A 25,765-nucleotide genomic window follows, 5' to 3' on the forward strand; every position below is an offset into this window, starting at 1 on the left:
TCAAATATATAGAAATTATTACCACATTTTTCCACTTTTCTCCATAATTTACCACTTTGTTGATAAATTTTTCCACTTTCGCATGCCTAAAACCCACTTTAATGAAGAAAAGCACGGCTGATATTTGACCTATTTCCACAAAAAAATCAATGGTTTATGAGGTATAGATTACATGTGCTGACAATACTTTTGCATGGTATTATATGGAAATGTATATATTTGTCACAATTGACCGGAACTAGCCTTTAATGGAAGAAAAAATTATTACAGATGGAAAATACCGATATATAGAAATAGGGGATGGAACCCCTATTATTATATTACATGGTTTGATGGGGGGATTGAGTAATTTTCAAGGAGTTACGGAGTATTTTCCAGAAAAAGGCTATAAGGTCTTAATTCCTGAACTACCCATCTATGACATGCCGTTATTAAAAACCAATGTGAAATTTTTTGCAAAGTTTTTAGAGAAATTCATTGAGCATAAAGGTTTAAAGGATGTTATCCTATTGGGAAACTCCTTGGGTGGCCATATTGGGTTATTGCACACCAAACTATATCCTGAAATGGTAAAAGCATTAGTAATTACAGGAAGTTCTGGCCTTTATGAAAGCGCCATGGGTGATGGATATCCCAAGCGAGGTGATTATGAGTTCATAAAAAAGAAGGCACAGGATGTTTTTTATGATCCCGAAGTGGCAACAAAAGAAATAGTTGATGAAGTTTTTGCAACGGTTAACGACCGAATGAAGCTTGTAAAAACATTGTCCATTGCCAAAAGTGCCATACGTCATAACATGTCCAAGGATTTGCCGCATATGCACACTCCAACCTGTATTATATGGGGCGAGAATGACTCTGTTACTCCGCCTAATGTAGCAAAGGAATTTCATGAACTTCTACCGGATTCCGACTTGTTTTGGATTGAAAAATGTGGACACGCACCTATGATGGAACATCCGAAAGAGTTTAATGAGTTATTGGATGCTTGGCTTACAGAACGTAAATTCTAAATAATACTTTTCTGATGAAAATAAAGTCTTCCGACTTTGTAATGAGCAACTCCAGTGTGGAAAAATGCCCCAATGAACCCATTCCAGAATATGCGTTTATAGGAAGGTCCAATGTAGGGAAGTCTTCTTTAATTAATATGCTTACGCAAAGAAAAGGATTGGCAAAAACATCCGGCAGACCAGGGAAAACCCAGCTTATCAATCATTTTAAAATTAACGGCAATTGGTTCTTGGTTGATTTACCTGGTTATGGGTATGCAAAAGTCTCCAAAAAAGAGAAAAAAACATTTCAAAAATACATTACGGATTATTTTTTAAAAAGAGAACAGCTGGTATGTGCCTTTATTTTGATTGATATTAGGCACGAACCGCAAAAAATTGATATGGAATTTATGGAGTGGATGGGTGAAAACCAAATTCCTTTTTCCATTATTTTTACCAAAGCGGATAAACTTAAACCCAAAACAATTGAACAACATGCCAATGGCTATCTCAATGAATTACTAAATGGTGTTTGGGAAGAAGCTCCAAATCATTTCATTACTTCCTCATCTAAAAATATTGGAAGAGAAGAAGTTCTGGATTATATCGATTCTATAAACACAAATTTTTTTAAACAGGTTCAAGATTGATTTATATCTTAAAAAACCTCTTTTTTTTCACCTCAATAAGTTCTATTAGTTCCTCGGAAGTTTCTACAACATTTAATATTTCAGTATGTATAAAAACTTCCATATACCCATTAATAATTGCAAATACTATAGGATATGAATAGGGATCATCGTCTTGATGGTCAAACTTCTTTATAAATTCGTTCTTATGTAAAAACTGCATTTCAAGACCCTTGGGGTTATGAGCCTTAACCATATTTTTATTGCTCTTCCTATATTTTCTCCAAATCTTATCTTCCTTAATAGTTCCATAAGTTATATCGCAAAGATTACAGGCATAGGTTTCTGGGCTTAACATTTTATGGGCACTATCCAAAATAGCATTATGTATTCCAGAATTGGCATTGTAAACAAAAATTAACTTGTTGTTTGCCATGAATTATTTTTTCAACTCCAACTTCTCAGCAAAATATTCACAAAAATCCTTCATAGTGGCAGTCATTTTTTCATCTTGGGTTGCTTTCATAAAGGTATCGGAAAGAGATACCAAAGTCTGGTGAAAGAAAATTTTCATTTCATCAACAGGCATATCCTTTGTCCATAAATCTATCTTGAGGGACTCTTTATTTTTGCTATCCCAAACAGACAACAACATAGCTTTAGCTTCCTCATTGTCTATACCACCATCTTGTGCGGACCAAGTTAATTTCTCTGGAACTCTGTTTTCATCCAAGCCTACCGTCAATGTAATTTCTGATGTATGCAATTCTGCCATTTATTTTGTGGGTTTATAATTTGATTCTTTAAATATTTCCTCCTCAGGTAAATTTAGTAACTGTTCAAGGGTCACATCATTATCATCCATGAATGCCCTAACTATTTGCCAACCCATATATCGACCTATTCTTCCTGGGGATTCATTGTCAATTATTTCCAATTGAAACTTGGAAAATGGTGCCGGATCCAAAAATCGAGGCCCCAGTTTACTGTCCGTACTGTATAGCAACTCTCGCTCTATAAAATATCTCCATGTTTGTTCTTCATTTGCTTTGGCCCAATCCAATTGCTCTTCCGTATAACCTATTTTCTGGGCATCCGTCTTAAAAGGAATCAATTTATCCTTTAAATAAAGTTCTTTTCCATAAAATATCATTTGAGATAAAAAAGAGCGGTCTTTTGATGGCTTCACCACTATTTTGGCAAAAGCACTCGCTACATCGCTTATGATATATTCTTTGTCCAATCCTTGAGCTATATACCGTTGAATACCAGTATAGAATTTATGTGAACCTCCCAAATAATTATCCAAACCTATCAATAACAAGGAATCTGCCAACACTACCCTATTTTGATATTGCACGTCAGAAATTACAGTAACAACTTTTGGGGTTTCAAAATGAGGAAAATAATATTTAATATGTTTAAACAATAATTCCAAATCAGCAGATTCCTGCTCAAAATCACCAAAAGTAGTATTGACTTCACTTAACAATTCTATTTGCAAGGTGTCCGTCATTTTAGATATCCATACACTATCAGGGTATTGTTTGGGAAATAGATATAGGTATTTATTCTTTAAATCTGCTAACTGTTCGGGGGTAGTTTCTGCAAACTCTCGGTCAAAACGACTTATTTGTAGATTTAAGGATATGTTTTCTATCTCTTTAGCTATCTTATCATTATCATTACAGCTTGTTAAAAACAAAAAAAGCAAGAAAACTATAAAAAAAGGCTTATACATAATAAGTAATTGGAAATCAATTTTATTTTTAAGCGTATACACTTTATTTTTACAGGCAAAGTTAATTGATTTCATTCTAATAAAGTACCACTATGCACACAGAAAAAGTTACGGACTATATAGTGAATTGGTTAAAGGATTATGCAACCAATGCAAATATTAAAGGTTTTGTAATTGGAGTTTCTGGCGGAATTGATTCCGCTGTGACCTCAACATTATGTGCCAAAACTGGTTTAGACCTTTTGGTTTTAGAAATGCCCATTCACCAAGCTGAGAGTCAGGTATCAAGAGCTTCGCGACATATCGATTGGTTAATGGATAATTTTAAGAATGTGAACAGACAAATGGTAAATCTTACGCCAGTTTTTGACAGTTTAGTAGCAACTTTACCGAAAGTTGATAATGAGGAAGAGCGTTTTATGTCACTTGCAAATACGCGGGCAAGATTGCGGATGACGAGTCTCTACTATTTTGCCGCTCTTAAAGGATATCTTGTGGCCGGCACAGGAAATAAAGTAGAGGATTTTGGAGTTGGTTTTTATACCAAATATGGGGATGGCGGTGTAGATTTAAGTCCAATCGCCGACTTAATGAAGTCTGAGGTTTATGAAATAGCAAAATTCCTAGGAGTAAATGAGGATATAATTAAAGCCCCACCCACTGATGGTCTTTGGGGCGATGATAGAACTGATGAAGACCAAATAGGAGCATCTTATCCAGAACTGGAATGGGCCATGAAAATGAATGATAAAGGAAAAACAAGTGATGATTTTACCGGAAGGGAAAAGGAGGTTTTTCTAATTTATAAAAGGTTTAATTCTGCAAATAAGCATAAAATGATTCCCATACCTGTTTGTGAAATTCCAAATACTTTAAAATAACGTCTCAACTGATAATCATGTAATTAAATCGAAAAAAGAGTGAAAATATGTTAATTCCAATAAAAAAATTCAACCTTTACCCTTGATAATTAGATTTTTAACCTTACATTGCATGTCAGTATTTTTACACAAATAAAAAAGGTAAATAAGTCTTTTAAACCACCAGACCATGATAAAAGTATTGATTGCAGATAATCATCCAATTGTACGCTTAGGTATTAAACAGGTATTGGAATCTGCAAATAATTTTGAAGTAATTAATGATGTTTCCACTACTAGTGAGTTGTTCAAATCAATGGAAACTGCCGCTCCAGATGTAATTATTTTGGAGATGGATATCCCAGAAATTAACGGAATAGCAACTCTTAGAAAATTAAAGCAAGATTATCCTAACGTAAAAGTGTTGATTTATAGCAGCCAGTCTGAGGATGTTTATGCTTTAAGCACTATAAGAGCTGGCGCATATGGATACCTTTCCAAAACAGCAGATTTGGACTATATCATTAGTGCGTTAAAAAAAGTAAGCAATGGGGATATGTTTATAACCAATGAACTAGCGCAACGTTTGGCCTTTGATGAAGGAACACAAAAACCAAGAAGGTTCTTTAGAAAGCTATCCACAAGAGAAGTGGAAGTATTGAAAATGCTGGCCAGTGGAAAACGTAATAAAGAAGTTGCCGAAGGATTAAACCTTAATGAAAAAACTGTAAGTACCTATAAGGCCCGTTTAATGAGAAAACTTAATGTTGACAACCTTGTGGATTTGCTACAGCAAGCAAAAGCTTTGGAATTATATTAAGACATAAAAACTATAACGATTTCGAAAATCCTTAGATTAGTTTCTTTGGATTTTTTTGTTTTTAGGAAAGTACCCTATTCAACTTTTTATTGAGCAATTTATTTAATTGAAGATAATTCATGATTTCTTCCAAAATTTCCGAATTGTCTTCCATATTTCCTTCTGTGCCTTCTTTTAATTTTTCTATTCTTCTTTTTATCAAAAAGCAACGTAGAGTCAATATTGTTTCACTTACCAATTGCGAAACCGATTTTTGCTTTTCCTTGGGATAAATATTTTTTCTCTCCCAATTATGAAGTGCATATTTTTCATCTTCCATTAAAATGGAAGAAATTTCTGAACTTATATCATGTTCCAAATTGGATATAAATGTATTAACAGAAAAATTCTCTTTCTCGTTCAACTCCTCAATCAACTTATAATAGGTGTTTTTAAATTGACTGTGGGTTAGTTCTATCTCATCTTCCTGTAAGTCCAAATATATTTTTTCATATACCTTGGATTCCATGCTTTCTGGTTCCAAAACTAAGTCCCCCTCTTCATTCTCTTTTAAGATTAAATCTTCAAATTCTTGCTCTTGGTTTCCGTACAGCAAGAGCATTTCAATGATTTTTCTTTCTAGTTCATATTGTACATCTACTTTTTCAACGGTCTGTTTATTTTTAACAATTTCAAAAGCCTTTTGTTCCTGCTTAACCTTTTTCACGGCATCAGCAGCTCCTTTTTTACCTATCTGCGCTAATGTATTGAATAAAACTTCTTCCGAAACATTCATTAATCTAGCACATTCCTGAATATAGATTTCCCTTTTGATTTGATCAGGAATTTTGGAAATACTGTTTACAATATCACGTACAGTATCCGCCTTTTTTATAGGGTCATTATTGGATTCTTCTACCAACAACGAAGTTTTAAACTGAATAAAGTCTTTAGAATTCTCTTGCAGATAAAGCACCACCTCCTCATACCCATTGTTCTTAGAAAAGCTATCAGGGTCTTCCCCTTCTGGAAAAGTGCAAACTTTTACATTCATCCCCTGTTCCAGAATTAAATCTATTCCCCTTAAAGAAGCGCGAAGACCAGCTGCATCTCCATCAAACAGTACCGTTATATTTTTGGTCAATCTATTGATCAATCTAATTTGATCCGGGGTCAATGCCGTACCACTAGAAGCCACCACATTTTGAATTCCTCGTTGGTGAAACTGAATTACATCTGTATAACCCTCTACCAAATAACAGTTATCCTCTTTCGCAATGGCCTGCTTGGCAAAATTAATACCGTACAGCACCTTACTCTTATGGTATATTTCACTCTCGGGAGAGTTTAGGTACTTGGCAGCTTTCTTATCATTTGTCAAAATTCTTCCACCAAAACCTAAAACCCTTCCACTCATGGAATGAATAGGAAACATTACACGACCTTTAAAACGGTCGAATTTTTTGGTGGCATCTGTTCCTTCTTTCACAATGGTGAGTCCCGTTTTCTGCAAAAATTCCAATTGATATCCCTCATCCAAGGCTCTGTTTGTAAAAGCTTCCCATTGATCTAGACTATAGCCCAATCCAAACTTTTTAATGGTTTCATCGGTAAAACCCCGTTCCTTAAAATAACTCAGGCCAATGGCTTTTCCCAGTTCTGATTGCCAAAGGGTATTGGAAAAATATTTTTGGGCATATTCAGATACCAAATACATACTTTCACGTTCATTCGCCAGCTCTTTCTGTTCGTTGCTCTGCTCTGTTTCCTCTATCTCTATATTATATTTTTTGGCTAAGTACTTTATAGCCTCTGGATAGGTAAAGTGTTCGTGCTCCATTAAAAAAGCCACCACATTTCCTCCTTTGCCACTACTAAAATCTTTCCAAATTTGTTTTACTGGGGAAACCATAAAACTAGGGGTACGTTCATCCGAAAATGGACTAAGTCCTTTAAAACTGGAACCCGACTTTTTTAATTGAACAAAGTCACCAATAACCTCCTCTAAGCGAGCGGTTTCATATACTTGGTCTATTGTAGCTTTTGAAATCAAGGGTTCATTAATTTGTAGCAGATAAATGTAACAAAAATAGTTGCGCTTAAAAAGGGAAAATTATGTAGATTGAAGTTCATAAAAGATTTGAAATGATTTTATTCTTTGGGACCAGACCAGGAAAAACTAAAACTATTGCCATACAAAATACTCCATGTCCAAATTGTGGGCAAACAAATACATTATCATTAGTTACTACAGCTAACTATTTTCATTTATTTTGGATAAAGCTTTTTAAAATAAGTACTGATTCTTTTGCAGAATGCGCTCATTGCAAAAGAGGTTTTTATAAGAATGAGTTTACAGAAAAAATGAAAAAAGCACTATAAAATAAAAAAGGGATGCGTGACACACCCCCTTTAACACTTAACTAAACTTTACATAATTATAAATCAAACCTTAGGCCCAAGGAGATATTGCGTTGTTCTATGTCGGCATTCTTAAACAACGGATTCAAATCATACTTCGCATATAATAAAACCCCATCAAAACCTACATAGCCACTTAATCCATAAACAAAATTGGTAGTATTATAACCTCTTTTCAACTTATCCTTTACGTTTTCACCTGCTCTATCGTATTTTAGTTTTTGACGTGTCCCCAAATTAAATCCTCCATATCCTCCAATGCCAATTCTAAATTGATTTTGTATAGAATAGCGAAAGTTATTTTCGTTCTCTCTTTTTCTAGAGGGGCCAAATTCCAAATGCATTGGAAATACCAGGTTATCCATACGAAGTTTAGATTTCTTTAATTCATATTCAAAATCTGCCAATTCAGATTGACCATCAACGACGGTGAAATATTGATTGTCCTTTGGTTTTAATCCATTGTACTGAAAGGAGAACCCATAATTAATTCTCATAAAGTTAGAGTTTTTAAACACTCTTGTTCTCCATTGCCATCCCATTTCAAAAAAACGACTTCCACCAATTTTATAGGGTGTATCCTCTATAGACTGTCCCTCTATTAAAGTATTATTTAGACCAATAGCCATAACAAAGTCTGAATATGTTCTACGATCATATTTAATTTCTCTTTTTTTCCAATGTTTAGAGTTTTTAGAGCTAAAAGAAAAAGCTGGCTTTCCGTTAAAACTTATTCCAAATCTAACATTGTCGCCACTAATGGTATCAGCTTCTATAAGAATCAAAGTCTTCCCATCGTTTCTTTCCAACAGGGAAATTTCATTTTCTATAATTGCTATTCTGTCCTCTATATTTAAAGCTCTTTTTGTTGCTGCAGCTTCTTTGAGAGTTTTTGCCTCTTCTTGGGTAATTTCATTGTTATCAATTCTTCTATTTATATCCTCGACTTCAATTTTAAGAGCCTCTTTTTCTTGAAATGTAATTTTATTCTTCCTCTCTTCCAAAACTTCCACTTTCTCTTTATATGAAGAATCCTGGGCGCTTATTTTTTGGATAAATAAGGAAAATAACAATACAACTAAAACGAAAATATTTAACGTTCTCATACTAATTTTGATTTAGAGCCCCCCTCCCTTCCTCTCCAGATGGAGAGGAAAGCTTGGAAACTATTGGTTAATGATTGATGAATAAACTAATTGTTGCGGTCTGCAACTGCTGTTCTTACTTTTATAAATCCACTTTTTAAAGACTCAAAAATTTGGTCACGGAAAGAATGGTCCAGCTCATCTTCAACTTCACTCAGTAGTGCCAAGGCATCGACCTTTTGATTTTCCATAAATATTTTATTGGTCAGTATTTCTGTTTGCGCTTTTCTTAGCAAGGAATCAACTTCCATATCTGTTAGCAAATCATTGTCTTTTTCCAATAAATTCACCTTTGCTATCACCTCAGCTATTTTGGAATCAATTAATTTTTCAGTGTCAGACAATGATTTGTTTAACATCGAAGACTGGTTTTCTTGAGTAACCGCAACCGTTTGCTGCTCAATATTTTTAACCTCCTTCTTATTTTTCTTGATGGTGTTTTGCTTTACCGGGGCAACTTCCTCCACTGTCGCATATACCTCTTCTTGCTGTAATGGAGCAATAATTTCAGTTTTACTTTTCTCTACTTTATTCTCCAAAGGTTCATCAACAATTTCAACCCCTTTACCTGGTATAGAACCACTAGAATTAAAAACCAAAGTGGACACTATCAAAATTCCTATGAAACTGGCTGCCACGGCATACCAGATAAAACCCTTGGTTCTTTTATTTTGTGGAGTTTCTAACGTGCTGGAAATCTTCTCCCAAGCATTTTTTGATGGAGCAATTTCTCTCTTTTGCAACTTCTCCTTTATTTCATCCTCAAATTTAATGGGCGCCATAACCTAAAATTTTCTGTTCTTTTAATTTTTCTTGCAACATTTTTCTTGCCTTATACAATTGAGATTTGGAAGTGCCTTCAGATATTTTAAGCATTTCGGCAATCTCATTATGCTTATATCCTTCCACGGCATACATCACAAATACCATTTTATACCCTTCTGGAAGTTCATCTATCAATTTTTGAATATGCTCCACATCCATACTGGAAGAAATGGACACATTTTCATGGGCTTCGTTTTCATATAATTCATTGTCAAAAACTACAAATTGTTTTTTCCGTAAAAAGGATATGGATTCCCTAATCATAACTCGTCTAATCCATCCTTCGAAACTGCCCTCATGTTTAAAACTTTCCAAATGTTTAAAAACTTTTACAAATCCGTTGACCATAACGTCTTCTGCGAATTGCACATCCTTTACATATTGCCTGCAAACACTCAACATTTTTGGGGCATATCTTTCATAGATTAGCTGCTGAGCTTCTCTATCATTAGCGACAGCCTTGCTGATTAGTCTTTTCTCGTTATTGTAAAATGAAATAATTTTCAAACCTCACATTTTGTCTTCTATAAAGATAGACGTAATGAAATTGAAAAGCGTTGTATGAAGAATTAATATTTTTATTAAAAAATATGTAAACTACTGATTGTTAAATATTTAATTTTTTATTTTTTTCTATCCACCACATAGTTCACCATCAATTTTAAGGAGCTTTTATAATCAGATTCCGGGTAGGCATCCAAAAGTGTAAGTGCTTCTTCTTTGTATTTAAGCATCTTTTCAATGGCATATTCCAAACCTCCATTGCTTTTTACAAAGGAAATTACTTCTTTAACTCTCTTTTTATTTTTATTATGGTTTTTAATGGAGTTGATGAGCCATTTTTTCTCCTCTTTGGAACAGTGATTCAAAACATGAATTAAAGGAAGAGTCATTTTCTGTTCCTTGATATCAATCCCCGTAGGTTTTCCTATTTGTTCTTCACCATAATCGAACAAATCATCCTTTATCTGAAACGCCATTCCTATTAGCTCCCCAAACTTTCTAAACGTTTCCACATCATCTGACTCTGGCTTTACTGAACAAGCCCCTAAACTACAGCATGCTGCAATTAAAGTAGCAGTTTTTTGCCTAATGATTTCATAATACACGTCCTCTGTGATATCTAGCCTTCTTGCCTTTTCAATTTGTAAGAGCTCACCTTCACTAATCTCCCTCATGGCAACGGAAATAATTTTAAGCAAATCAAAATCATTATTATCTACTGATAACAACATACCTTTGGCCAAAAGAAAATCGCCAACAAGAACAGCAATCTTATTTTTCCAAAGTGCATTCACCGAAAAGAAGCCTCGGCGTTTATTGCTATCATCCACTACATCATCATGTACTAGGGAGGCAGTGTGTATTAATTCTATTACTGAAGCACCTCTATAGGTTCGTTCGTTCACCTCGCCATTGTTCAACAACTTTGCTGTTAGAAAAACAAACATGGGGCGCATTTGTTTTCCTTTCCTATTTACGATGTAATATGTAATTCTGTTCAATAGGGCAACCTGGGAGGACATTGATTTATGGAACTTTTTTTCAAAAAGTTCCATTTCATTCTGTATAGGTTCCTTTATTTGTGATACAATTTTCACTGGCAATGACTTTTCAAAAGAGAAAAAGTATAGGTTTGGTCAGATAAAAGTAGTTAAAATAACAAGTTTTAAGGCAACTATTAGTTAAGGTTGCCATAAAATCCCATTAAAAAGAAAACAAAATTTAATTCTTATGATTTATTTGCCAATTGGCCACATGCAGCATCTATATCTTTCCCTCTGGAACGGCGTACGGTTACCGTAATTCCATTATCCTCCAAAGTATTTACGTACATTTCTATTGCTTTGTTAGATGCTTGCCGAAATTCCCCATCATCAATTGGATTATACTCTATTAAATTAACTTTAGATGGTGCAAATCGGCAAAAATCCACCAACGCATCGACGTCCTTTTTAGAATCATTAATACCTTGCCAAACTACATATTCATAAGTAATTCTGCTTTTTGTTTGTTCATACCAATATTGTAGGGATTCCCGTAAATCTTTCAAAGTAAAATTGGCATTAAAAGGCATTATCGATGTTCTTATTTCATCAATTGCAGAATGTAGTGAGACGGCTAGCTTAAATTTTACTTTTTCATCTGCCATTTTTCTTATCATCTTGGGAACTCCAGAAGTGGAAACTGTAATACGTTTGGATGACATACCCAAACCTTCTGGGGATGTTATTTTATCAATAGCCTTAAGTACGTTGTTATAATTCATTAAAGGTTCACCCATGCCCATAAAAACTATATTGCTCAAGGGCATATTATGATAAAGCTTACTTTGACTATCAATAGCAACTACCTGGTCATATATTTCGTCAGGATTCAAGTTTCTCATTCGTTTTAGGCGGGCAGTTGCACAAAATTTACAATCCAAGCTGCACCCAACTTGGCTAGAAACACATGCTGTAGTTCTCTTACTGGTAGGTATTAAAACTGATTCCACAATAAGCCCATCATGCAAACGCACGGCATTCTTAATAGTACCATCCTTACTCCGCTGCATTTGATCAACCTTAATATGATTAATTACAAAATTGGCGTCCAATAATTCCCGTGTTTCTTTAGACACATTGGTCATACCATCAAAAGAGTGGGCAGATTTCTGCCACAACCACTCATATACTTGATTGCCCCTAAAAGCCTTATCGCCTTTTTCCACAAAGAAGTCGCGCAATTGCTCTTTGGTCATTGACCTTATATCTTTTTTACTATTTGTTTTCACTGCGATAAAGATAGGAAATAGAAAAAATCCTGTAACCCAATTTCTTAATAGGTAACAGGATTCTTATATTTAAGTGAGTCCCTTATTATTGGAAATCAAAAATTATAAAATCAACATGGCATCGCCATAGGAATAGAACTTGTACTGTTCCAAAATAGCCTCCTTGTATGCTTTTTTCATTAAATCATGGCCCATAAATGCAGAAACCATCATCATTAATGTAGATTTTGGCAAATGGAAATTGGTCACCATACAATTAGCTATACTAAATTCATGTGGGGGAAAAATAAACTTGTTCGTCCAACCATCAAAGGTGTTTAAGGTATTCTGGGAAGAAACTGCACTTTCCAGCCCTCTCATTACCGTTGTACCTACAGCACAAACTCTTTTTTTATTGGCTTTAGCTGCATTGACCACTTCAGTTGCTTTTTCTTCTATCACCAGTTCTTCACTATCCATCTTATGCTTGGACAAATCTTCCACTTCAACAGGATTAAAGGTTCCCAAACCAACATGGAGTGTCAATTCGGCAAAATCTATTCCTTTTATTTCCAAACGCTTTAATAAATGCTTTGAAAAATGAAGACCGGCTGTAGGAGCGGCTACCGCACCTTCGTGTTTTGCATAAATGGTTTGGTATCTTTCTTCATCTGATTCTTCCACCTCTCTTTTAATATATTTTGGAAGCGGAGTTTCTCCCAATTCTCTTAACTTTCTTCTAAAATCCGTATAAGATCCGTCATATAAAAAACGAAGTGTTCTACCTCTAGATGTTGTATTGTCTATCACCTCGGCAACTAGAGTTTCATCATCCCCAAAATATAGCTTATTACCGATACGGATTTTACGCGCTGGATCTACCAAAACATCCCAAAGACGTTGCTCTTCATTTAATTCTCTTAACAAAAAAACTTCAATTCTTGCTCCAGTTTTTTCCTTGTTTCCAAATAATCTTGCAGGGAAAACTTTTGTATTATTAAGGACCATCACATCTCCTTCATCAAAATAATTAATGAGATCCTTAAACATTTTATGCTCTATTTTTCCTGTTTCTCTATGAACAACCATTAATTTGGATTCATCTCTATGCTCAGCAGGATACTCAGCCAATAAATCATTAGGAAGTTCAAAACTAAAGTGTGATAATTTCATGTAAACTTTATGTTATGGGTTTAAGCGGTGGCAAATATACAATCCTGACATAGGGGATGTCAAGTAAAACCGTATTTAAATAACAACTAAAGTTCTTTAATGCCTATTTTAAGCTTTTCCATGTCCGTCCAAAAATCTGGATATGATTTGGAAACTACTTCTGCATCATTGATTATTATTGAGTTTTTTAATGCCAATGGGGCAAATGCCATAGCCATTCTATGGTCATTATAGGTATCTATAGCCACTTCATTATTAATTGTCTTGGAAGGTTTCAAAGTCAATGTTTTATCAGTAACTGTAATATTCGCACCCAATTTGGAAAGCTCAGCTTTTAATGCCTCCAGTCTATCAGTTTCTTTAATTTTTAGAGTATGAAGACCTGTAAGGTGACATCCCAGCCTTAATCCAAAACAAGTAACAGCAATTGTTTGGGCAATATCTGGAGCATTGGAAAGGTCATAATTTATAGAAGGTTGTGCCTCAGCTGTTTTCCTTAAAACAATTTCATTCTCCAAAAATGTAGTTTCTACTCCGAAGTCCCTATACAGTTCTGCCAAAACACTATCTCCCTGTAACGAATCACTTTTGTATGCCGTCAATGAAATTTTGGTTCCAACTTCACTAAGAGCTACAATACTATAAAAATAACTGGCTGAACTCCAGTCGGACTCTACCACCATTATTTTGTCCAGCACATCTTTTTCAGGAGATACTTTAATAACATTACCTTCAAAAAAAGTAGTAACTCCAACCTGGTTCAATAAGCCCAATGTCATTTTTATATAAGGAACGGATGTTATTTTTCCTACCAAATCCAATTCTAATCCATTTTCTAAACTAGGTGCTATTAACAACAAGGCCGATATATACTGACTACTAATATTAGCAGGCAAACTTACCTTGCTCTTTATAAGCTTTTTACCTTTTATTTTCAAAGGAGGGTATCCATCATTGCGCTCATATTCAATATCGGCACCTAATTCCTTCAGTCCATCCACCAAAACTTTTATGGGTCTTTCCGTCATCCTTTTCGAACCAGTCAGCACCACTTCTTTTCCTTCTTGAGAGGCAAAATACGCTGTTAGAAAGCGCATTGCTGTACCCGCATGGTGAATGTCCACTTCACCAAAAGAAACTCCCAATCCATTTTTCATTACCCTTCCATCATCCGAATTAGATAGATTTTCTATTTGAATATTGGGAAACAAGGCCTGTAAAAGCAACAACCTATTGGACTCACTTTTGGAGCCAGTTACTTGAATATTGGTTTCTATTAGATTAGTTGGTGGAGTAGAAAGAAATAACTTCAACGGTATGAATTTAAAGCATTAAATTGGAGCACAAATATACTATTGTTATTTGAGTTTTTTATTGTTTTGATGCCTATCGTGATCACGCCTGGCTTTAACGTCCAGTTTCTTATCAAAAGCCTCTTGCAAGTCAACTCCTGTTTGGTTTGCCAAACACAACACTACAAAGAGAACATCAGCAAGTTCTTCTCCCAAGTCTTTATCTTTATCAGACTCTTTCTCGCTTTGCTCACCATAACGACGGGCTATAATTCTGGCCACTTCCCCTACCTCTTCGGTTAATTGTGCCATATTGGTGAGTTCATTAAAATAGCGAACTCCATGATTCTTAATCCATTCGTCAACGACTTCTTGTGCGTTTTGTATGTTCATTTTTAAATTTTAGATAATACTATTTGCTCAGATTCTTTTACTATTATTTGTTTATAAAACTCCTTTAAATAAAGGTAAACATCAGCACCTATCTTAGAATGGTTAATTTCATAATTAACGAGCAATTTAATCATATTATCATCATTATTTATCACATACTTAAAAGCACCCATATCCTCAGGCAACTTCATTAAAATTGTTTCCGGTTTGGATTCTAAACTATATCCTTCAGGAATTTTAATATTAACAACATATGTGTTTTTAAACGGAAATCCGAAATCTACAGGATATTCCCTCTTTTCCATTTTAAATGGATTTTCTCCTTTTTTTAAAAAAGTCAAAGGCTGAAAATATATCTTGTCATTTATTATTTCTGAGGCATTCTCATCAAAGAAATCAAAAAATTCTGATACTGGCCCCTCAAAAGTAGTTGCATTCCTTGTCTCATGATTAGATACTTCTATACCGTTGAACCTTGTTTCCAAATCAGTTAAATAAGACTCTTCGTTTTTGTCTTTATATTCTTTTCTATAGTCCATTGCAGCATGCTTGGTGTATCGAAGGCTACACTTGCCTTCCGAGGTGCCATCTTCATTAAGCGTTAACTCCAAATTAGCCATTCTTTGAGCTTTATTTGGGGAGTTAATATCAATTAAATCCCATTTCATACTATCATTATCTATTAAAATACCTCGCCAATTATAATCTTTTATGGGAAGTAAGTTAACATCACTAAATTCTTCCGTTGCATCTAAAAAATAAGGTTTGTCATTTATTATGGCATAGGCCAGAACATAATTTAGCCTATCCACAGTAGGAAAAAAAGGAACGGCATTCTCCTTTGTACTAATTATTACTGGGTTGGCGTCTATGCCTGCATATCTTAACATGGCCACTGTTAAAAGATTAATATCCGCGGCATTGCCCTTTTTCTCTTTTAATGTTTTTTTCAATCCGTTATAAAAATATTTACCATCTATTCCATTCCAGGTAATATTATCCTTAACATATTTGAAAATGGATTTCATTTTGCCCATTTGGTCATCTTCATTGGCTAACAAAATATCTAGTTCATCATCAAATGAATTAGATTTATCCAGTTCATTTTTATAATCGTCTGAGTTACCAATTGTTTGAGCTACATCTTTCCATGTTTGAGCATAGCTTTTAAAATAAGGGGGGATATTAACTGACACCAACTCAAACATTACACCAGCTCTATAATTATCTATGTTATCTACATAATTTTCTTCCTTTAAAGCAGGTACGTTGTTAAGGTTGTACTTGTTAATAACCACATTCATTCCTATACGGTTATCCCTTTCGGCACTTTCCTTTGGGTAAAAAGGCACACTTCCTTTGAACGTTTGCTTGAACTTAAAACCTTTTGGAGTCCTAATCTCTGCATGTAATTTTTTTATAGGAATATCATATTGAAACCTAAACTCATCTATATTCCAAATAAAAGGTGAGCTTATTAGATAGCTAAATTCTACAACTGAACCCTCTTTTACATTGGGCATTGTAAATTTTACTTGTTTATAATTATAACTAGCCTCTGTCTTAAATATTTGATTTTTATCTAGCTCCGTTTCAACAATTTTATCATTCTCCAGATTATAGGTAAATGCTTTAATTTTGCTTACCCCCTCACTGTCATGACGGGTTTTAAACAGATTAATTGACTTTGTTGCATAATCAAAACCATCCTTATTATATATTTTAATACGCTCATGAACCTTTGTCATTAACATACCATCTCCGCCTGCATTTACATAATATGTATTTTGATTCTTATATACAACTACAGCATTTGCAGATTTATCATTTACATATTCTTTCTCCAATAACTCTTCCTTGGTTACTTCTCCAAATTTTACTTCTTGAGCAGTAAGGAACTGTATAGAAATAAATAGTATTGAAATTACAATTGGGAACTTTCTCATCTAATTATATTTTGGTTAGCACAATTTTAGAATTATCATTTTTAGATATTTCCCTTCTAAAATTTCTGTAATCATTATAGTCCGTATTGACATAATCACCCTTCTTAATCAAAAGTCTTCTTTTGAATATAATTTGATTCCCATTAAGGGCATAGGACACTTCATATTCCCCAAACATATTCTTTATAGAAGTTTCTTGTGGGAAAGCTTCAACAGCATATCCTTCGGGCAAATCAATTATATATTCATCCTCATCCAAATAGCCCCTTTGTACTTCAAAAGGTAATTTTCGACTTCTATATCTATTAGGGACATATTGACTATTGTTGAACAAATTGCCCGACAGTAATAGTTTGCCATCTGTTACCGTTGCATATTTGGTTGCATTTACTTTAATGTGCTCCCCGAACACCACACTATCTTTGTTATTTTCAAATTGATAGCTTTCAATCTCTAGATTATTAATATTTTTCCAATAATTTTTATAATATTTTTCTAATTCAAGGTCTGCCATATCTTCCAAATAAAAGTGATTATCGTATTGCGTTCCCTTAGTTAAAACTTTTATATCACCAACAATACTTCCACTCTCTTTCAATCTAACACTGGCATAAGTCTTTTGATGATTATCATCATTAATATAGGATTCTGTAGTAACAATTTCTCCACCATCTGGTTTAATTAGCAACACTCTTCTACCATCTGTAAAATCCCCCAAAAATCCAAACGGATGTACTTGGGATGTACAGTCTATCCAATAATATTTTTCATTATAGGGTATTGCTAGAATTACATGATTTCCTTGTCCTATAGATGGGAAATTATTTTCAAAATCTATTTTATCCCTACCTGCTTCAACATGTGTATAATATGCTTTTACCCCTACAGCCTTTAATAAAGCCTTAGTATAATTTGAAAGCCCTTTACAATCACCATATTTTAATTTATCCACTTCAATGGCGCTAATGGGCTGAAGACCTCCAATGCCCACCTGTACACTTATATATCTGGTGTTCTGCTGCACATATTTATAAACCAATTTGGCTTTTTCCAAATCATTCATTTCGTCATTGACGAGCTCTTTTATTTTAGCGACCGTGCCTAGCTCCAACTCGTCCCGTCCTTTTAGTAAATTAGAATACATCCAAAGTCCAACGTCATTCCATTCCTTAATAGTGCCTTCATATCCCTCGTAATAAAAATTAAAAGGACTGATCATTAACCTTGGAACAAGCTTATTGAACGAGGGGCTTAAACTCTCTTCTTTTATAGCGGCAATGTTATTTGCCCTATATAATATACCCCCATTTACTTCTTCTCTTTCAATTGCATAGCCTTCAAAATTCCTTTCTTTAATATTTGGTTTTAGTTCTGGAGATGAAAAATCCAGCTTGTAACTACTATTTTCAGTACTTACCATGAAACCATCTAAAAAAACCCAAGATGGAATAGTACCTGTATTATCAGTAATAACTTCGTATGTAAAAGAAATAGTATAGGGATATTGGATTGGGGTATATCCTAAAAACAGCACTCTTGAATCTGAATATAAGGTTCCACCATCTACTGCGCTTACATCTATAAAATCCTTTTGCTTTTTCTTGTCAAGAACCTTTCCATAAGAATCATAAATGATGGCCTGTGCATTTTTTACTTTTAGGCTTTTGTTATATCCAATATAGGCTTGTGCATGCTTTGAACCAGATTCATTTATTACGGTAACTACTCTTGTATGCGTTATCTTCATTTGCCTTAAAGCAACTATTTCAATATGCATGTCATTTATTCTTACTACTGCATTGGCATTGACCAATAACTCCTTGGGAATAGACTCTGAAGAATAGTTAATGGTTTGTGAAACGGATAGATTATAGAATAAAGAGAGAATTATATAGGAAAATAATCGCATGTAGCTTGGCTGGTTTAAAGTATAAAACGTAAAAAACACTTTCTTCTTATATAGCACCAATATTTACTCTCTATTTTTTGTGTCGATACAAATGGTCACCGGACCATCATTTAATAATTTCACCTTCATATCAGCTCCAAATATACCCGCACCCACCTTTTTACCTAAGTTATTTTCAATTTGCATAATGAATTCTTCATATAATGGAATGGCAATTTCTGGTTTAGATGCTTTAATATATGAAGGTCGGTTTCCTTTTTTTGTCATGGCATGTAAAGTAAATTGGCTTACCACAATTACCTCTCCATCAATATCTTTTACAGAACAATTCATTACTCCATTTTCATCGCCAAAAATCCTAAGCTTACTTATTTTATTGGAAAGCCACTCTATATCTTCTTTATCGTCTGCATCTTCAATCCCCAATAAAACCAAAATACCTTCCTCAATTTTGGAAACAACTTTACCATCAACGGTAACACTTGCATAGGATACTCTTTGTATAACTGCTCTCACTATTTTTCTGCGTAAATATCTACCCTATAATTATCGTCCTCCCCCGTTACCATACTTACATAACTCCTGTACCTACTCCATGCTACTTCATCATTTTCCAGGGCATCCTTGACTGCGCATTTAGGTTCGTCTAAATGCAAGCAATTATTAAACTTGCAATTCTCCTTTAATTCAAAAAATTCAGGAAAGTAATCCCCAATTTCTTCTCTTTCCATATCCACAATTCCAAATCCCTTGATTCCAGGAGTATCTATGATTTGTGCTCCCATTGTCAAATCATACATTTCTGCAAAAGTGGTAGTATGCTGCCCTTGAAGATGTTGTTGGGATATTTCGGTGGTTTTTATGTCCAACCCTTTATCAATGGCATTTACCAAAGTAGATTTGCCCGCTCCCGAATGACCAGAAAACATACTGGTTTTTCCAAACATCAATTCCTTTACTTTATCTACATTCTTACCAGTTTTTGCCGATATTCCAAGACAGGTATACCCTATTTTTCTATATAAGGCTGCCAAATATTTTATTTCAACTAGTTCATCTTCATTATATGTATCTATCTTGTTAAAAAGTAAGATAGCCGGGATATCATAAGCCTCGGCAGTTACCAAAAAGCGGTCAATAAAACTGGTATATGTTTTTGGGTTATTAAGGGTGACCAATAGGAAGACTTGGTCCAAATTTGCCGCAATGATATGTGTTTGTTTCGAAAGATTTACCGATCTCCTAATGATATAATTCTTTCTATCTTTAATCTCTTTAATTACTCCTATAGTATCATCACCAATTTTTTCTACACTAAAAACAACTCTGTCTCCGACTGCTATAGGATTTGTACTTTTTATACCTTTTATTCTAAATTTTCCTTTTATACGGCATTCATAAAAACTACCGTCATCTGTTTTCACAGTGTACCAACTCCCAGTAGATTTATAAACCGTCCCTTGCATATATTGTTAACATTTTTACAAAGAAACAACAATCCTTTTATACTACTATCAAAATATGAACGTTTGAAATTCAATTATCAACCAATAATTAATAATAATAAACATGAAAAAAATCTTATTAATTGCCTGTTTGGCTTTAGCTGCCACAATTGATGTTAGCGCCCAACAATTTAAAGTAATCACCAGTGTAGAATCTATTGTTCCAAACGGATTGGGTAGATCAAGAATCGTAAATGCATTGGAAGAAAAAGACTATAAAGAGTTTACCAGTGTACAAACTGAGGATGACAATACCAGAAACAAATCCAAAAGAGACGAGATTAGAGTTAAAAACTTTGAAGAAACAAAATTGTTAAACTTCTACAATATTGGGGGTATTCGTTTTCAAAATATTGCAGCCAATGATGCCTTATTAACTTCTATGATCAACGATATGGTCGCCAATGGCTGGGAATTGGCCTTTGTGACCAGTGCTGTTGAAAGTGAAGGTGGTAAAGGTGATGGAAAAGGGATTTTTATTACAAGATATATTTTCAAGAAATAATCTTAAACATACAATTAAAAAGCCCGATATAAAATCGGGCTTTTTAATTTTTAATCTTTTATATAAATTCTACCTCCAGCCAAGGTGCTTTTATTAACTATTTTGGGGTCGCCGTACACATAAACATCCCCGCCAGCTTTTACATTAATATCAATTTGGTCAGCTGCATAAACTTCTGCTTCACCAGCTGCCGTAATTTTTACTTTGGAAAACTCGGTTATAAGTTCCCTTCCTTCATAAACTCCACCAGTATTCAAAACTACTTGCTGCTCTGATGCCAAACCAGATGCTTCCACAATTCCACCTGTTACAGCTCTAATGTCCACAAAATCCACATCCAAACCTGCAACTATCTTGGCCCCTTCCTGAGTACGCAACTCTATAATATCTTGTTTTACTGTTTCATTAAAAACAATTCTAGCTCCCTCATTTCCATCTATTACATTCAGTTTTTTATAGTGAACCTCTACAAAAGTATGTTCCCCCTGAAACTTTCTATCCAACTGCATTCTTATTTTTAAAACTCCATTTTTGTTCACTACCTGAATATCATCTACATTCCATCCTTTGATAAGCACTTTATTCTCGTCAGATTTAATAAGATTTACCTCAATAAGGTCAAATACTTTGATTTTATCAAAGTCTCCAACATTTTTATCCACTGTTCTTTGGGAGAAAGCTGATAAAGAAAAAAGACATAAACAAGCAACAATTATTTTTTTCATGATCTGTTTTTTTGATTTATATAAGAGACAACTAAAAATGTTATCTGTTACACTTCTAAAAAAATAGACAAAAAAATCCCGATGCTGGCATCGGGATTTAAAATAACTATGCGTTAATTACTTTTTCTTGATGGTTGATAGATTCCTGGTGAATGGCCTTGAACATCTTAAGAACAAACTCTTCACTTAGACCTTCCCTTTCTCCTTCCAAAATCATTTTTCCCAAAATCTCGTTCCAACGATTACTCTGTAGCACTGCTACATTTCGTTGTTTTTTCAAGCCTCCAATAGTATCGGAAATTTTCATACGCTTACCAAGAGTTCCTATAAGTTGGTTGTCAATTACATCTATCTGAGCTCTTAAATTATTCAACTTGCCTTTATACTCAGTCTCCTCATCGGTTTCTTTTCTAATCTTCAAATCTCTCATAATCTGCTTCAACGAATCAGGAGTCACCTGTTGTGCAGCATCACTCCAAGCATTATCAGGATCATGATGTGTTTCTATCATCAAACCATCAAAATTTAAATCCAACGCGGTTTGTGATACATCAAAAATCATATTTCTTTTTCCTGTGATGTGGGATGGATCACATATCAAAGGTAAATCTGGAAATTTGTTTTGGAACTCAATTGCCATTTGCCACTCAGGAATGTTTCTATATTTTGTCTTTTCATAGGTAGAGAAACCTCTATGGATAGCTCCTAGATTTTTTATTCCCGCAGTATACAACCTTTCTATCCCCCCTAACCATAAGGATAAATCTGGGTTTACCGGGTTTTTAACCAATACTGTTTTATCTGTTCCTGCCAAAGCATCCGCTATTTCTTGCATTATAAACGGGCTCACTGTAGAACGTGCCCCAATCCAAAGCATATCAACATCATATTCCAAAGCCAATTTTACATGAGCTGCATTGGCTACTTCAGTGGTAGTTTTTAAACCTGTTTCTTCTTTTACTTTTTGAAGCCATTTTAAACCTAAAGCACCTACGCCCTCAAAATTTCCAGGTCGTGTTCTTGGTTTCCATATCCCAGCACGGTAGTAATTTACGTCTGAATCCTTAAGCTCATGTGCAATTCTTAAAACCTGTTCTTCAGTCTCCGCACTACAAGGTCCAGCAATTACAAGTGGATGATCCAATTTCATATCATCTAACCAAGACCTCATTTCCTTTTTATTTTCCATCTCTATATTCTATTTTTTGTTCTGTGGTATTCCGTTTAATATTTCTTTTATTCTATTGGTATTGTTCATTTCGTTATAGATACTATCATAATCATCATTTTTTAGCATTTCTTTAAATGCCTCTAAATTTTGAATATACTCTTCTAATGTGTCCACAACATTTTCTTTGTTCTGCTCAAAAATAGGTGTCCACATGGCAGGTGAACTTTTTGCCAAACGCACTGTGCTTTCAAATCCACTACCAGCCATATCAAAAATATCCCTTTCATTTTTTTCCTTCTCTATCACCGTCTTTCCAAGCATAAAAGAACTAATATGAGACAAGTGAGAAACGTAAGCAATGTGCTTATCATGTGCCTCTGGGTTCATATATCTAATTCTCATGCCCAACTGTTTAAAAATGTCCAACGCTTTCTTATGAATGTCTTCATTTGTCTTATCTACCTCACAAATAATATTCGCTTTCCTATCAAACAATTTATCAATAGCTGCTGAAGGACCCGAAAACTCTGTACCAGAAATAGGATGACACGCCAAAAAACTACTTCTATTAGGGTGATTTTCTACAGCTCTGCAAATATTACCTTTTGTAGAACCAGCATCAAAAACAAGAGTATTGGAATTTACGATGTCCAAAATCTTTGGCAGTTCCAAAACCATGGCATTTACTGGAATACTTACAATAACTACTTCAGCCAGATTTAATTCTCCATAAGATGATTTTTTATCTATAATATTTAAAGCCAATGCCTCATCCAAATGCACTTCGTTGGTGTCTATTCCATAGATTTTAGCCCTAGGGTTACTGCGCTTTATATCCTTGGCCATGGAACCTCCTATTAATCCGATACCGATTACAAATACTTTCATATTCTTTTGCTAAAACCTACTAATAGCCTCTTTTATCTTATCTTCTTTTACACACAATGAAAACCTAATATATCCTTCTCCATTGCTCCCAAAAATTGTTCCAGGGGCAATGAAAACATTCTTATCATAAAGTATTCCATCAACAAATTTTTCTGCCGATTTTATTCCCTTGGGCAATTTTGCCCAAACAAACATTCCAACTGCATTTTTATCATAGGAACATTCCAGTTTATCGGCTAATTGGAACATTAAATTTCTACGAGTAGTATATAACTCATCCAATGCATTAAACCAATCCTGTCCACTCTTTAGCGCAGCAATGGCACCTTTCTGTATTCCATAAAACATACCGGAATCCATATTACTTTTTACTTTTAGGATGGCATTTATGTGTTCTGAACTACCTAAAACCATTCCTACACGCCAACCGGCCATATTAAATGTTTTACTCAAAGAATTAAGTTCCAACACAGTTTCTTTGGCACCATCAATAGACAATATGCTTATAGGGTTAGTACTCAATACAAAACTGTATGGGTTATCATTGACCAATAAAATATTATTTCTTTTTGCAAAATCCACCAACTGTATTAACTGCTCATTGGTAGCTGTTGCTCCCGTTGGCATATGAGGATAACTTGTCCACATTACTTTTACTTTGGACAAATCTTTTTTTTCTAATTCTTCAAAGTCAGGAAACCACCCATTTTGTGCCTCTAAATCATAATATTTTGGTTCTCCCCCAACTAATTTTGTTACCGAAGTATATGTTGGATAACCAGGATTAGGAATTAGAACCTCGTCTCCATGATTTAAAAAAGCCATGCTAATGTGCATTATTCCTTCTTTAGAGCCCATTAACGGTAGAATTTCGTCAACTGAATCAACAACTACATTAAATTTTTCCTTGTAAAAATCCGCAATCGCCTCCCGCAATTCTGGCAGGCCTTGGTAGCTCTGATATTGATGGGCATTATCATGGTCAATAGCTTCTTGAACTGCCATAATAACTTCTTTGGAAGGAGCTAAATCTGGACTTCCTATTCCCATATTAATAATAGGTCTACCTTCCGTTATTAGTCCACGTACCTCTCTCAATTTTTTGGAGAAATAATATTCTTGTACTGTATTTAATCTATCGGCAGTAATCATACTATTCTTGCATTTTTATATTCTCCCAATACCCTAAAATCCTCGGCCATGATTTCTAGCAAAGCTTTTGCCTTTGAAAAATCTGAATACGCATCAAAAGTGACATCTACAAAAAAAGAATATTTCCATGGTGATTCTATAACCGGCAAAGACTGTATTTTAGTTAAATTCAAATTACAATCGCTCATTACATTTAACACGGCTGCCAAACTCCCCCTTTTATGATCAGTAATAAACCTTAAGGATGCCTTATTTATTTCATTTTCAGGTAAAACTTTATTTTCTGTTTTTACAATAATAAACCGGGTCGCATTATTATTAATAGTCTGTATTTCATTGGCAATAATATTCAAACCATATAACTCAGCTGCAACTTTGGGCGCAATGGCCGCAACACCTCTTAATTGTTCGTCTTGGATTCGTTTTGCGGTTTCCGCAGTATCTACATCTTCCATCAATTTAATGTGCGGGTATGTTCTTAAATACTCCTTGCACTGCAACAATGCCATGGGATGTGAGGATACTTCCTTTATATCATCTATTGACTGCCCTTTTAAAGCCATTAAATTATGGTGAATGCTTAAATAATGCTCTCCTATTACATGAAGATGATTATTGGCCACCAATGCATAATTGGGAATTATGGAACCAGCGATAGAGTTTTCAATTGCCATTACACCTTTGTCTGCTGTTTTGTTGATTAAATGGTCTACCATATCATCAAAAGATAGGCACTCCACCAACTCTACCTCATCTCCAAAGTATTCTCTGGCCACCTGATGATGATTAGATCCTTTTATTCCCTGTATGGCTATTTTTAAACTCATTTTATTATTTACCCTTTATTAAAAGACAATCTTTTAAACTGTTCGGATTCTGAAATAAATTCAGAGTATTTTCAATTTTATTTACTTATTGAAAATAAAAAAGTCCCGG

Annotated in this window: 27 protein-coding genes; 6 read left to right on the top strand and 21 right to left on the bottom strand. The window is 34.4% G+C overall.

Going from position 1 to position 25,765, the window contains the following annotated elements; translation table 11 throughout:
• Positions 1-248 precede the first annotated feature (248 nt).
• Complete coding sequence (locus GGR42_RS06290; protein ID WP_167961993.1) at positions 249-1,013, top strand: alpha/beta fold hydrolase; 765 nt, start codon at positions 249-251, stop codon at positions 1,011-1,013.
• Positions 1,014-1,027: 14 nt separating this feature from the next.
• On the top strand, positions 1,028-1,645 hold the full coding sequence (gene yihA, locus GGR42_RS06295) for a ribosome biogenesis GTP-binding protein YihA/YsxC (protein ID WP_167961995.1): 618 nt from the start codon (positions 1,028-1,030) through the stop codon (positions 1,643-1,645).
• Position 1,646: 1 nt separating this feature from the next.
• On the opposite strand, the gene GGR42_RS06300 is transcribed toward yihA, so the two are convergent.
• From GGR42_RS06300 to gldB, 3 genes are read right to left on the bottom strand one after another with little or no spacing between them, the layout of a single operon-like run.
• A complete protein-coding gene (locus tag GGR42_RS06300; RefSeq protein WP_167961997.1) occupies positions 1,647-2,060 on the bottom strand; it encodes a GTPase in 414 nt (137 codons plus the stop codon).
• Between the two features lie 3 nt (positions 2,061-2,063).
• A complete protein-coding gene (gldC, locus tag GGR42_RS06305) occupies positions 2,064-2,399 on the bottom strand; it encodes a gliding motility protein GldC (RefSeq protein ID WP_167961999.1) in 336 nt (111 codons plus the stop codon).
• Positions 2,400-3,365 (bottom strand): gliding motility lipoprotein GldB, encoded by a 966-nt coding sequence (gene gldB / locus GGR42_RS06310; RefSeq protein WP_167964390.1) that lies wholly within the window; start codon positions 3,363-3,365, stop codon positions 2,400-2,402.
• Between the two features lie 92 nt (positions 3,366-3,457).
• Between gldB and nadE the strand changes: the two genes are divergently transcribed.
• Positions 3,458-4,246, top strand: a complete 789-nt coding sequence (gene nadE, locus GGR42_RS06315) for an NAD(+) synthase (RefSeq protein WP_167962001.1) — start codon at positions 3,458-3,460, stop codon at positions 4,244-4,246.
• Between the two features lie 169 nt (positions 4,247-4,415).
• On the top strand, positions 4,416-5,045 hold the full coding sequence (locus GGR42_RS06320; protein WP_167962003.1) for a response regulator: 630 nt from the start codon (positions 4,416-4,418) through the stop codon (positions 5,043-5,045).
• Positions 5,046-5,106: 61 nt separating this feature from the next.
• Here GGR42_RS06320 and dnaG read toward each other — a convergent pair whose 3' ends face one another.
• Complete coding sequence (gene dnaG, locus GGR42_RS06325; RefSeq protein ID WP_167962005.1) at positions 5,107-7,077, bottom strand: DNA primase; 1,971 nt, start codon at positions 7,075-7,077, stop codon at positions 5,107-5,109.
• 92 nt (positions 7,078-7,169) lie between these two features.
• Here dnaG and GGR42_RS06330 point away from each other — a divergent pair, with 92 nt between their 5' ends.
• Complete coding sequence (locus GGR42_RS06330; RefSeq protein WP_167962007.1) at positions 7,170-7,406, top strand: zinc-ribbon domain-containing protein; 237 nt, start codon at positions 7,170-7,172, stop codon at positions 7,404-7,406.
• A 56-nt stretch (positions 7,407-7,462) separates the two neighbouring features.
• Here GGR42_RS06330 and GGR42_RS06335 read toward each other — a convergent pair whose 3' ends face one another.
• From GGR42_RS06335 to rsgA, 12 genes are all read right to left on the bottom strand, one after another.
• Entirely contained in the window at positions 7,463-8,551 is a 1,089-nt protein-coding gene (locus tag GGR42_RS06335; RefSeq protein ID WP_167962009.1) for a coiled-coil domain-containing protein, read from the bottom strand.
• A gap of 86 nt (positions 8,552-8,637) precedes the next feature.
• Complete coding sequence (locus GGR42_RS06340) at positions 8,638-9,372, bottom strand: hypothetical protein (protein WP_167962011.1); 735 nt, start codon at positions 9,370-9,372, stop codon at positions 8,638-8,640.
• Entirely contained in the window at positions 9,359-9,922 is a 564-nt protein-coding gene (locus tag GGR42_RS06345; RefSeq protein ID WP_167962013.1) for an RNA polymerase sigma factor, read from the bottom strand. Before GGR42_RS06345 ends, GGR42_RS06340 begins: the two co-directional genes overlap by 14 nt.
• A 116-nt stretch (positions 9,923-10,038) precedes the next feature.
• Positions 10,039-11,016 carry a polyprenyl synthetase family protein gene (locus GGR42_RS06350; RefSeq protein ID WP_167962015.1) on the bottom strand — a complete coding sequence of 326 codons (978 nt, stop codon included), beginning with the start codon at positions 11,014-11,016 and terminating at the stop codon, positions 10,039-10,041.
• Between the two features lie 131 nt (positions 11,017-11,147).
• Positions 11,148-12,191 carry a 23S rRNA (adenine(2503)-C(2))-methyltransferase RlmN gene (gene rlmN, locus GGR42_RS06355; RefSeq protein ID WP_167962017.1) on the bottom strand — a complete coding sequence of 348 codons (1,044 nt, stop codon included), beginning with the start codon at positions 12,189-12,191 and terminating at the stop codon, positions 11,148-11,150.
• Positions 12,192-12,293: 102 nt separating this feature from the next.
• Positions 12,294-13,343: a tRNA preQ1(34) S-adenosylmethionine ribosyltransferase-isomerase QueA gene (queA, locus tag GGR42_RS06360; RefSeq protein ID WP_167962019.1), complete on the bottom strand. Its 1,050-nt coding sequence runs from the start codon at positions 13,341-13,343 to the stop codon at positions 12,294-12,296.
• 86 nt (positions 13,344-13,429) lie between these two features.
• A complete protein-coding gene (locus tag GGR42_RS06365; RefSeq protein WP_167962021.1) occupies positions 13,430-14,656 on the bottom strand; it encodes a 3-phosphoshikimate 1-carboxyvinyltransferase in 1,227 nt (408 codons plus the stop codon).
• A gap of 45 nt (positions 14,657-14,701) precedes the next feature.
• The gene (locus GGR42_RS06370; protein ID WP_167962023.1) at positions 14,702-15,028 is read right to left on the bottom strand and encodes a nucleotide pyrophosphohydrolase; all 327 of its coding nucleotides are present in this window, start codon (positions 15,026-15,028) and stop codon (positions 14,702-14,704) included.
• A gap of 2 nt (positions 15,029-15,030) precedes the next feature.
• Positions 15,031-16,974: a transglutaminase domain-containing protein gene (locus GGR42_RS06375; RefSeq protein ID WP_167962025.1), complete on the bottom strand. Its 1,944-nt coding sequence runs from the start codon at positions 16,972-16,974 to the stop codon at positions 15,031-15,033.
• 4 nt (positions 16,975-16,978) lie between these two features.
• On the bottom strand, positions 16,979-18,883 hold the full coding sequence (locus GGR42_RS06380; RefSeq protein ID WP_167962027.1) for a DUF3857 domain-containing protein: 1,905 nt from the start codon (positions 18,881-18,883) through the stop codon (positions 16,979-16,981).
• Positions 18,884-18,946: 63 nt separating this feature from the next.
• Positions 18,947-19,399 (bottom strand): D-aminoacyl-tRNA deacylase, encoded by a 453-nt coding sequence (gene dtd / locus GGR42_RS06385; protein ID WP_167962029.1) that lies wholly within the window; start codon positions 19,397-19,399, stop codon positions 18,947-18,949.
• Entirely contained in the window at positions 19,399-20,349 is a 951-nt protein-coding gene (gene rsgA, locus GGR42_RS06390; RefSeq protein ID WP_167962031.1) for a ribosome small subunit-dependent GTPase A, read from the bottom strand. The genes dtd and rsgA overlap by 1 nt, the downstream gene beginning before the upstream one ends.
• Before the next feature lie 103 nt (positions 20,350-20,452).
• Here rsgA and GGR42_RS06395 point away from each other — a divergent pair, with 103 nt between their 5' ends.
• Positions 20,453-20,893: a hypothetical protein gene (locus GGR42_RS06395; RefSeq protein ID WP_167962033.1), complete on the top strand. Its 441-nt coding sequence runs from the start codon at positions 20,453-20,455 to the stop codon at positions 20,891-20,893.
• A 50-nt stretch (positions 20,894-20,943) separates the two neighbouring features.
• On the opposite strand, the gene GGR42_RS06400 is transcribed toward GGR42_RS06395, so the two are convergent.
• The 5 genes from GGR42_RS06400 to GGR42_RS06420 all read right to left on the bottom strand — a co-directional run bounded on the left by GGR42_RS06400 (position 20,944) and on the right by GGR42_RS06420 (position 25,656).
• On the bottom strand, positions 20,944-21,618 hold the full coding sequence (locus GGR42_RS06400) for a head GIN domain-containing protein (protein WP_167962035.1): 675 nt from the start codon (positions 21,616-21,618) through the stop codon (positions 20,944-20,946).
• 106 nt (positions 21,619-21,724) lie between these two features.
• Positions 21,725-22,807 (bottom strand): bifunctional 3-deoxy-7-phosphoheptulonate synthase/chorismate mutase type II, encoded by a 1,083-nt coding sequence (locus GGR42_RS06405; protein WP_167962037.1) that lies wholly within the window; start codon positions 22,805-22,807, stop codon positions 21,725-21,727.
• Positions 22,808-22,816: 9 nt separating this feature from the next.
• Entirely contained in the window at positions 22,817-23,677 is an 861-nt protein-coding gene (locus GGR42_RS06410) for a prephenate dehydrogenase (protein WP_167962039.1), read from the bottom strand.
• A gap of 9 nt (positions 23,678-23,686) precedes the next feature.
• Positions 23,687-24,829, bottom strand: coding sequence for a pyridoxal phosphate-dependent aminotransferase (locus GGR42_RS06415; RefSeq protein WP_167962041.1), 1,143 nt, complete (start codon positions 24,827-24,829; stop codon positions 23,687-23,689).
• The gene (locus GGR42_RS06420; RefSeq protein ID WP_167962043.1) at positions 24,826-25,656 is read right to left on the bottom strand and encodes a prephenate dehydratase; all 831 of its coding nucleotides are present in this window, start codon (positions 25,654-25,656) and stop codon (positions 24,826-24,828) included. Before GGR42_RS06420 ends, GGR42_RS06415 begins: the two co-directional genes overlap by 4 nt.
• Positions 25,657-25,765: the final 109 nt, after the last annotated feature.

The organism is Saonia flava, from assembly GCF_011927795.1.
GTDB lineage: Bacteria > Bacteroidota > Bacteroidia > Flavobacteriales > Flavobacteriaceae > Saonia > Saonia flava.

Excerpts from the sequence above, each read along its gene's own strand:
- GGR42_RS06290 (WP_167961993.1), top strand. The coding sequence starts at position 249 with ATGGAAGAAAAAATTATTACAGATGGAAAATACCGATATATAGAAATA.
- yihA (WP_167961995.1), top strand. The coding sequence starts at position 1,028 with ATGAAAATAAAGTCTTCCGACTTTGTAATGAGCAACTCCAGTGTGGAA.
- GGR42_RS06300 (WP_167961997.1), bottom strand. The coding sequence starts at position 2,060 with ATGGCAAACAACAAGTTAATTTTTGTTTACAATGCCAATTCTGGAATA.
- gldC (WP_167961999.1), bottom strand. The coding sequence starts at position 2,399 with ATGGCAGAATTGCATACATCAGAAATTACATTGACGGTAGGCTTGGAT.
- gldB (WP_167964390.1), bottom strand. The coding sequence starts at position 3,365 with ATGTATAAGCCTTTTTTTATAGTTTTCTTGCTTTTTTTGTTTTTAACA.
- nadE (WP_167962001.1), top strand. The coding sequence starts at position 3,458 with ATGCACACAGAAAAAGTTACGGACTATATAGTGAATTGGTTAAAGGAT.
- GGR42_RS06320 (WP_167962003.1), top strand. The coding sequence starts at position 4,416 with ATGATAAAAGTATTGATTGCAGATAATCATCCAATTGTACGCTTAGGT.
- GGR42_RS06330 (WP_167962007.1), top strand. The coding sequence starts at position 7,170 with ATGATTTTATTCTTTGGGACCAGACCAGGAAAAACTAAAACTATTGCC.
- GGR42_RS06335 (WP_167962009.1), bottom strand. The coding sequence starts at position 8,551 with ATGAGAACGTTAAATATTTTCGTTTTAGTTGTATTGTTATTTTCCTTA.
- GGR42_RS06340 (WP_167962011.1), bottom strand. The coding sequence starts at position 9,372 with ATGGCGCCCATTAAATTTGAGGATGAAATAAAGGAGAAGTTGCAAAAG.
- queA (WP_167962019.1), bottom strand. The coding sequence starts at position 13,343 with ATGAAATTATCACACTTTAGTTTTGAACTTCCTAATGATTTATTGGCT.
- GGR42_RS06370 (WP_167962023.1), bottom strand. The coding sequence starts at position 15,028 with ATGAACATACAAAACGCACAAGAAGTCGTTGACGAATGGATTAAGAAT.
- GGR42_RS06375 (WP_167962025.1), bottom strand. The coding sequence starts at position 16,974 with ATGAGAAAGTTCCCAATTGTAATTTCAATACTATTTATTTCTATACAG.
- GGR42_RS06380 (WP_167962027.1), bottom strand. The coding sequence starts at position 18,883 with ATGCGATTATTTTCCTATATAATTCTCTCTTTATTCTATAATCTATCC.
- rsgA (WP_167962031.1), bottom strand. The coding sequence starts at position 20,349 with ATGCAAGGGACGGTTTATAAATCTACTGGGAGTTGGTACACTGTGAAA.
- GGR42_RS06395 (WP_167962033.1), top strand. The coding sequence starts at position 20,453 with ATGAAAAAAATCTTATTAATTGCCTGTTTGGCTTTAGCTGCCACAATT.
- GGR42_RS06400 (WP_167962035.1), bottom strand. The coding sequence starts at position 21,618 with ATGAAAAAAATAATTGTTGCTTGTTTATGTCTTTTTTCTTTATCAGCT.
- GGR42_RS06405 (WP_167962037.1), bottom strand. The coding sequence starts at position 22,807 with ATGGAAAATAAAAAGGAAATGAGGTCTTGGTTAGATGATATGAAATTG.
- GGR42_RS06410 (WP_167962039.1), bottom strand. The coding sequence starts at position 23,677 with ATGAAAGTATTTGTAATCGGTATCGGATTAATAGGAGGTTCCATGGCC.
- GGR42_RS06415 (WP_167962041.1), bottom strand. The coding sequence starts at position 24,829 with ATGATTACTGCCGATAGATTAAATACAGTACAAGAATATTATTTCTCC.
- GGR42_RS06420 (WP_167962043.1), bottom strand. The coding sequence starts at position 25,656 with ATGAGTTTAAAAATAGCCATACAGGGAATAAAAGGATCTAATCATCAT.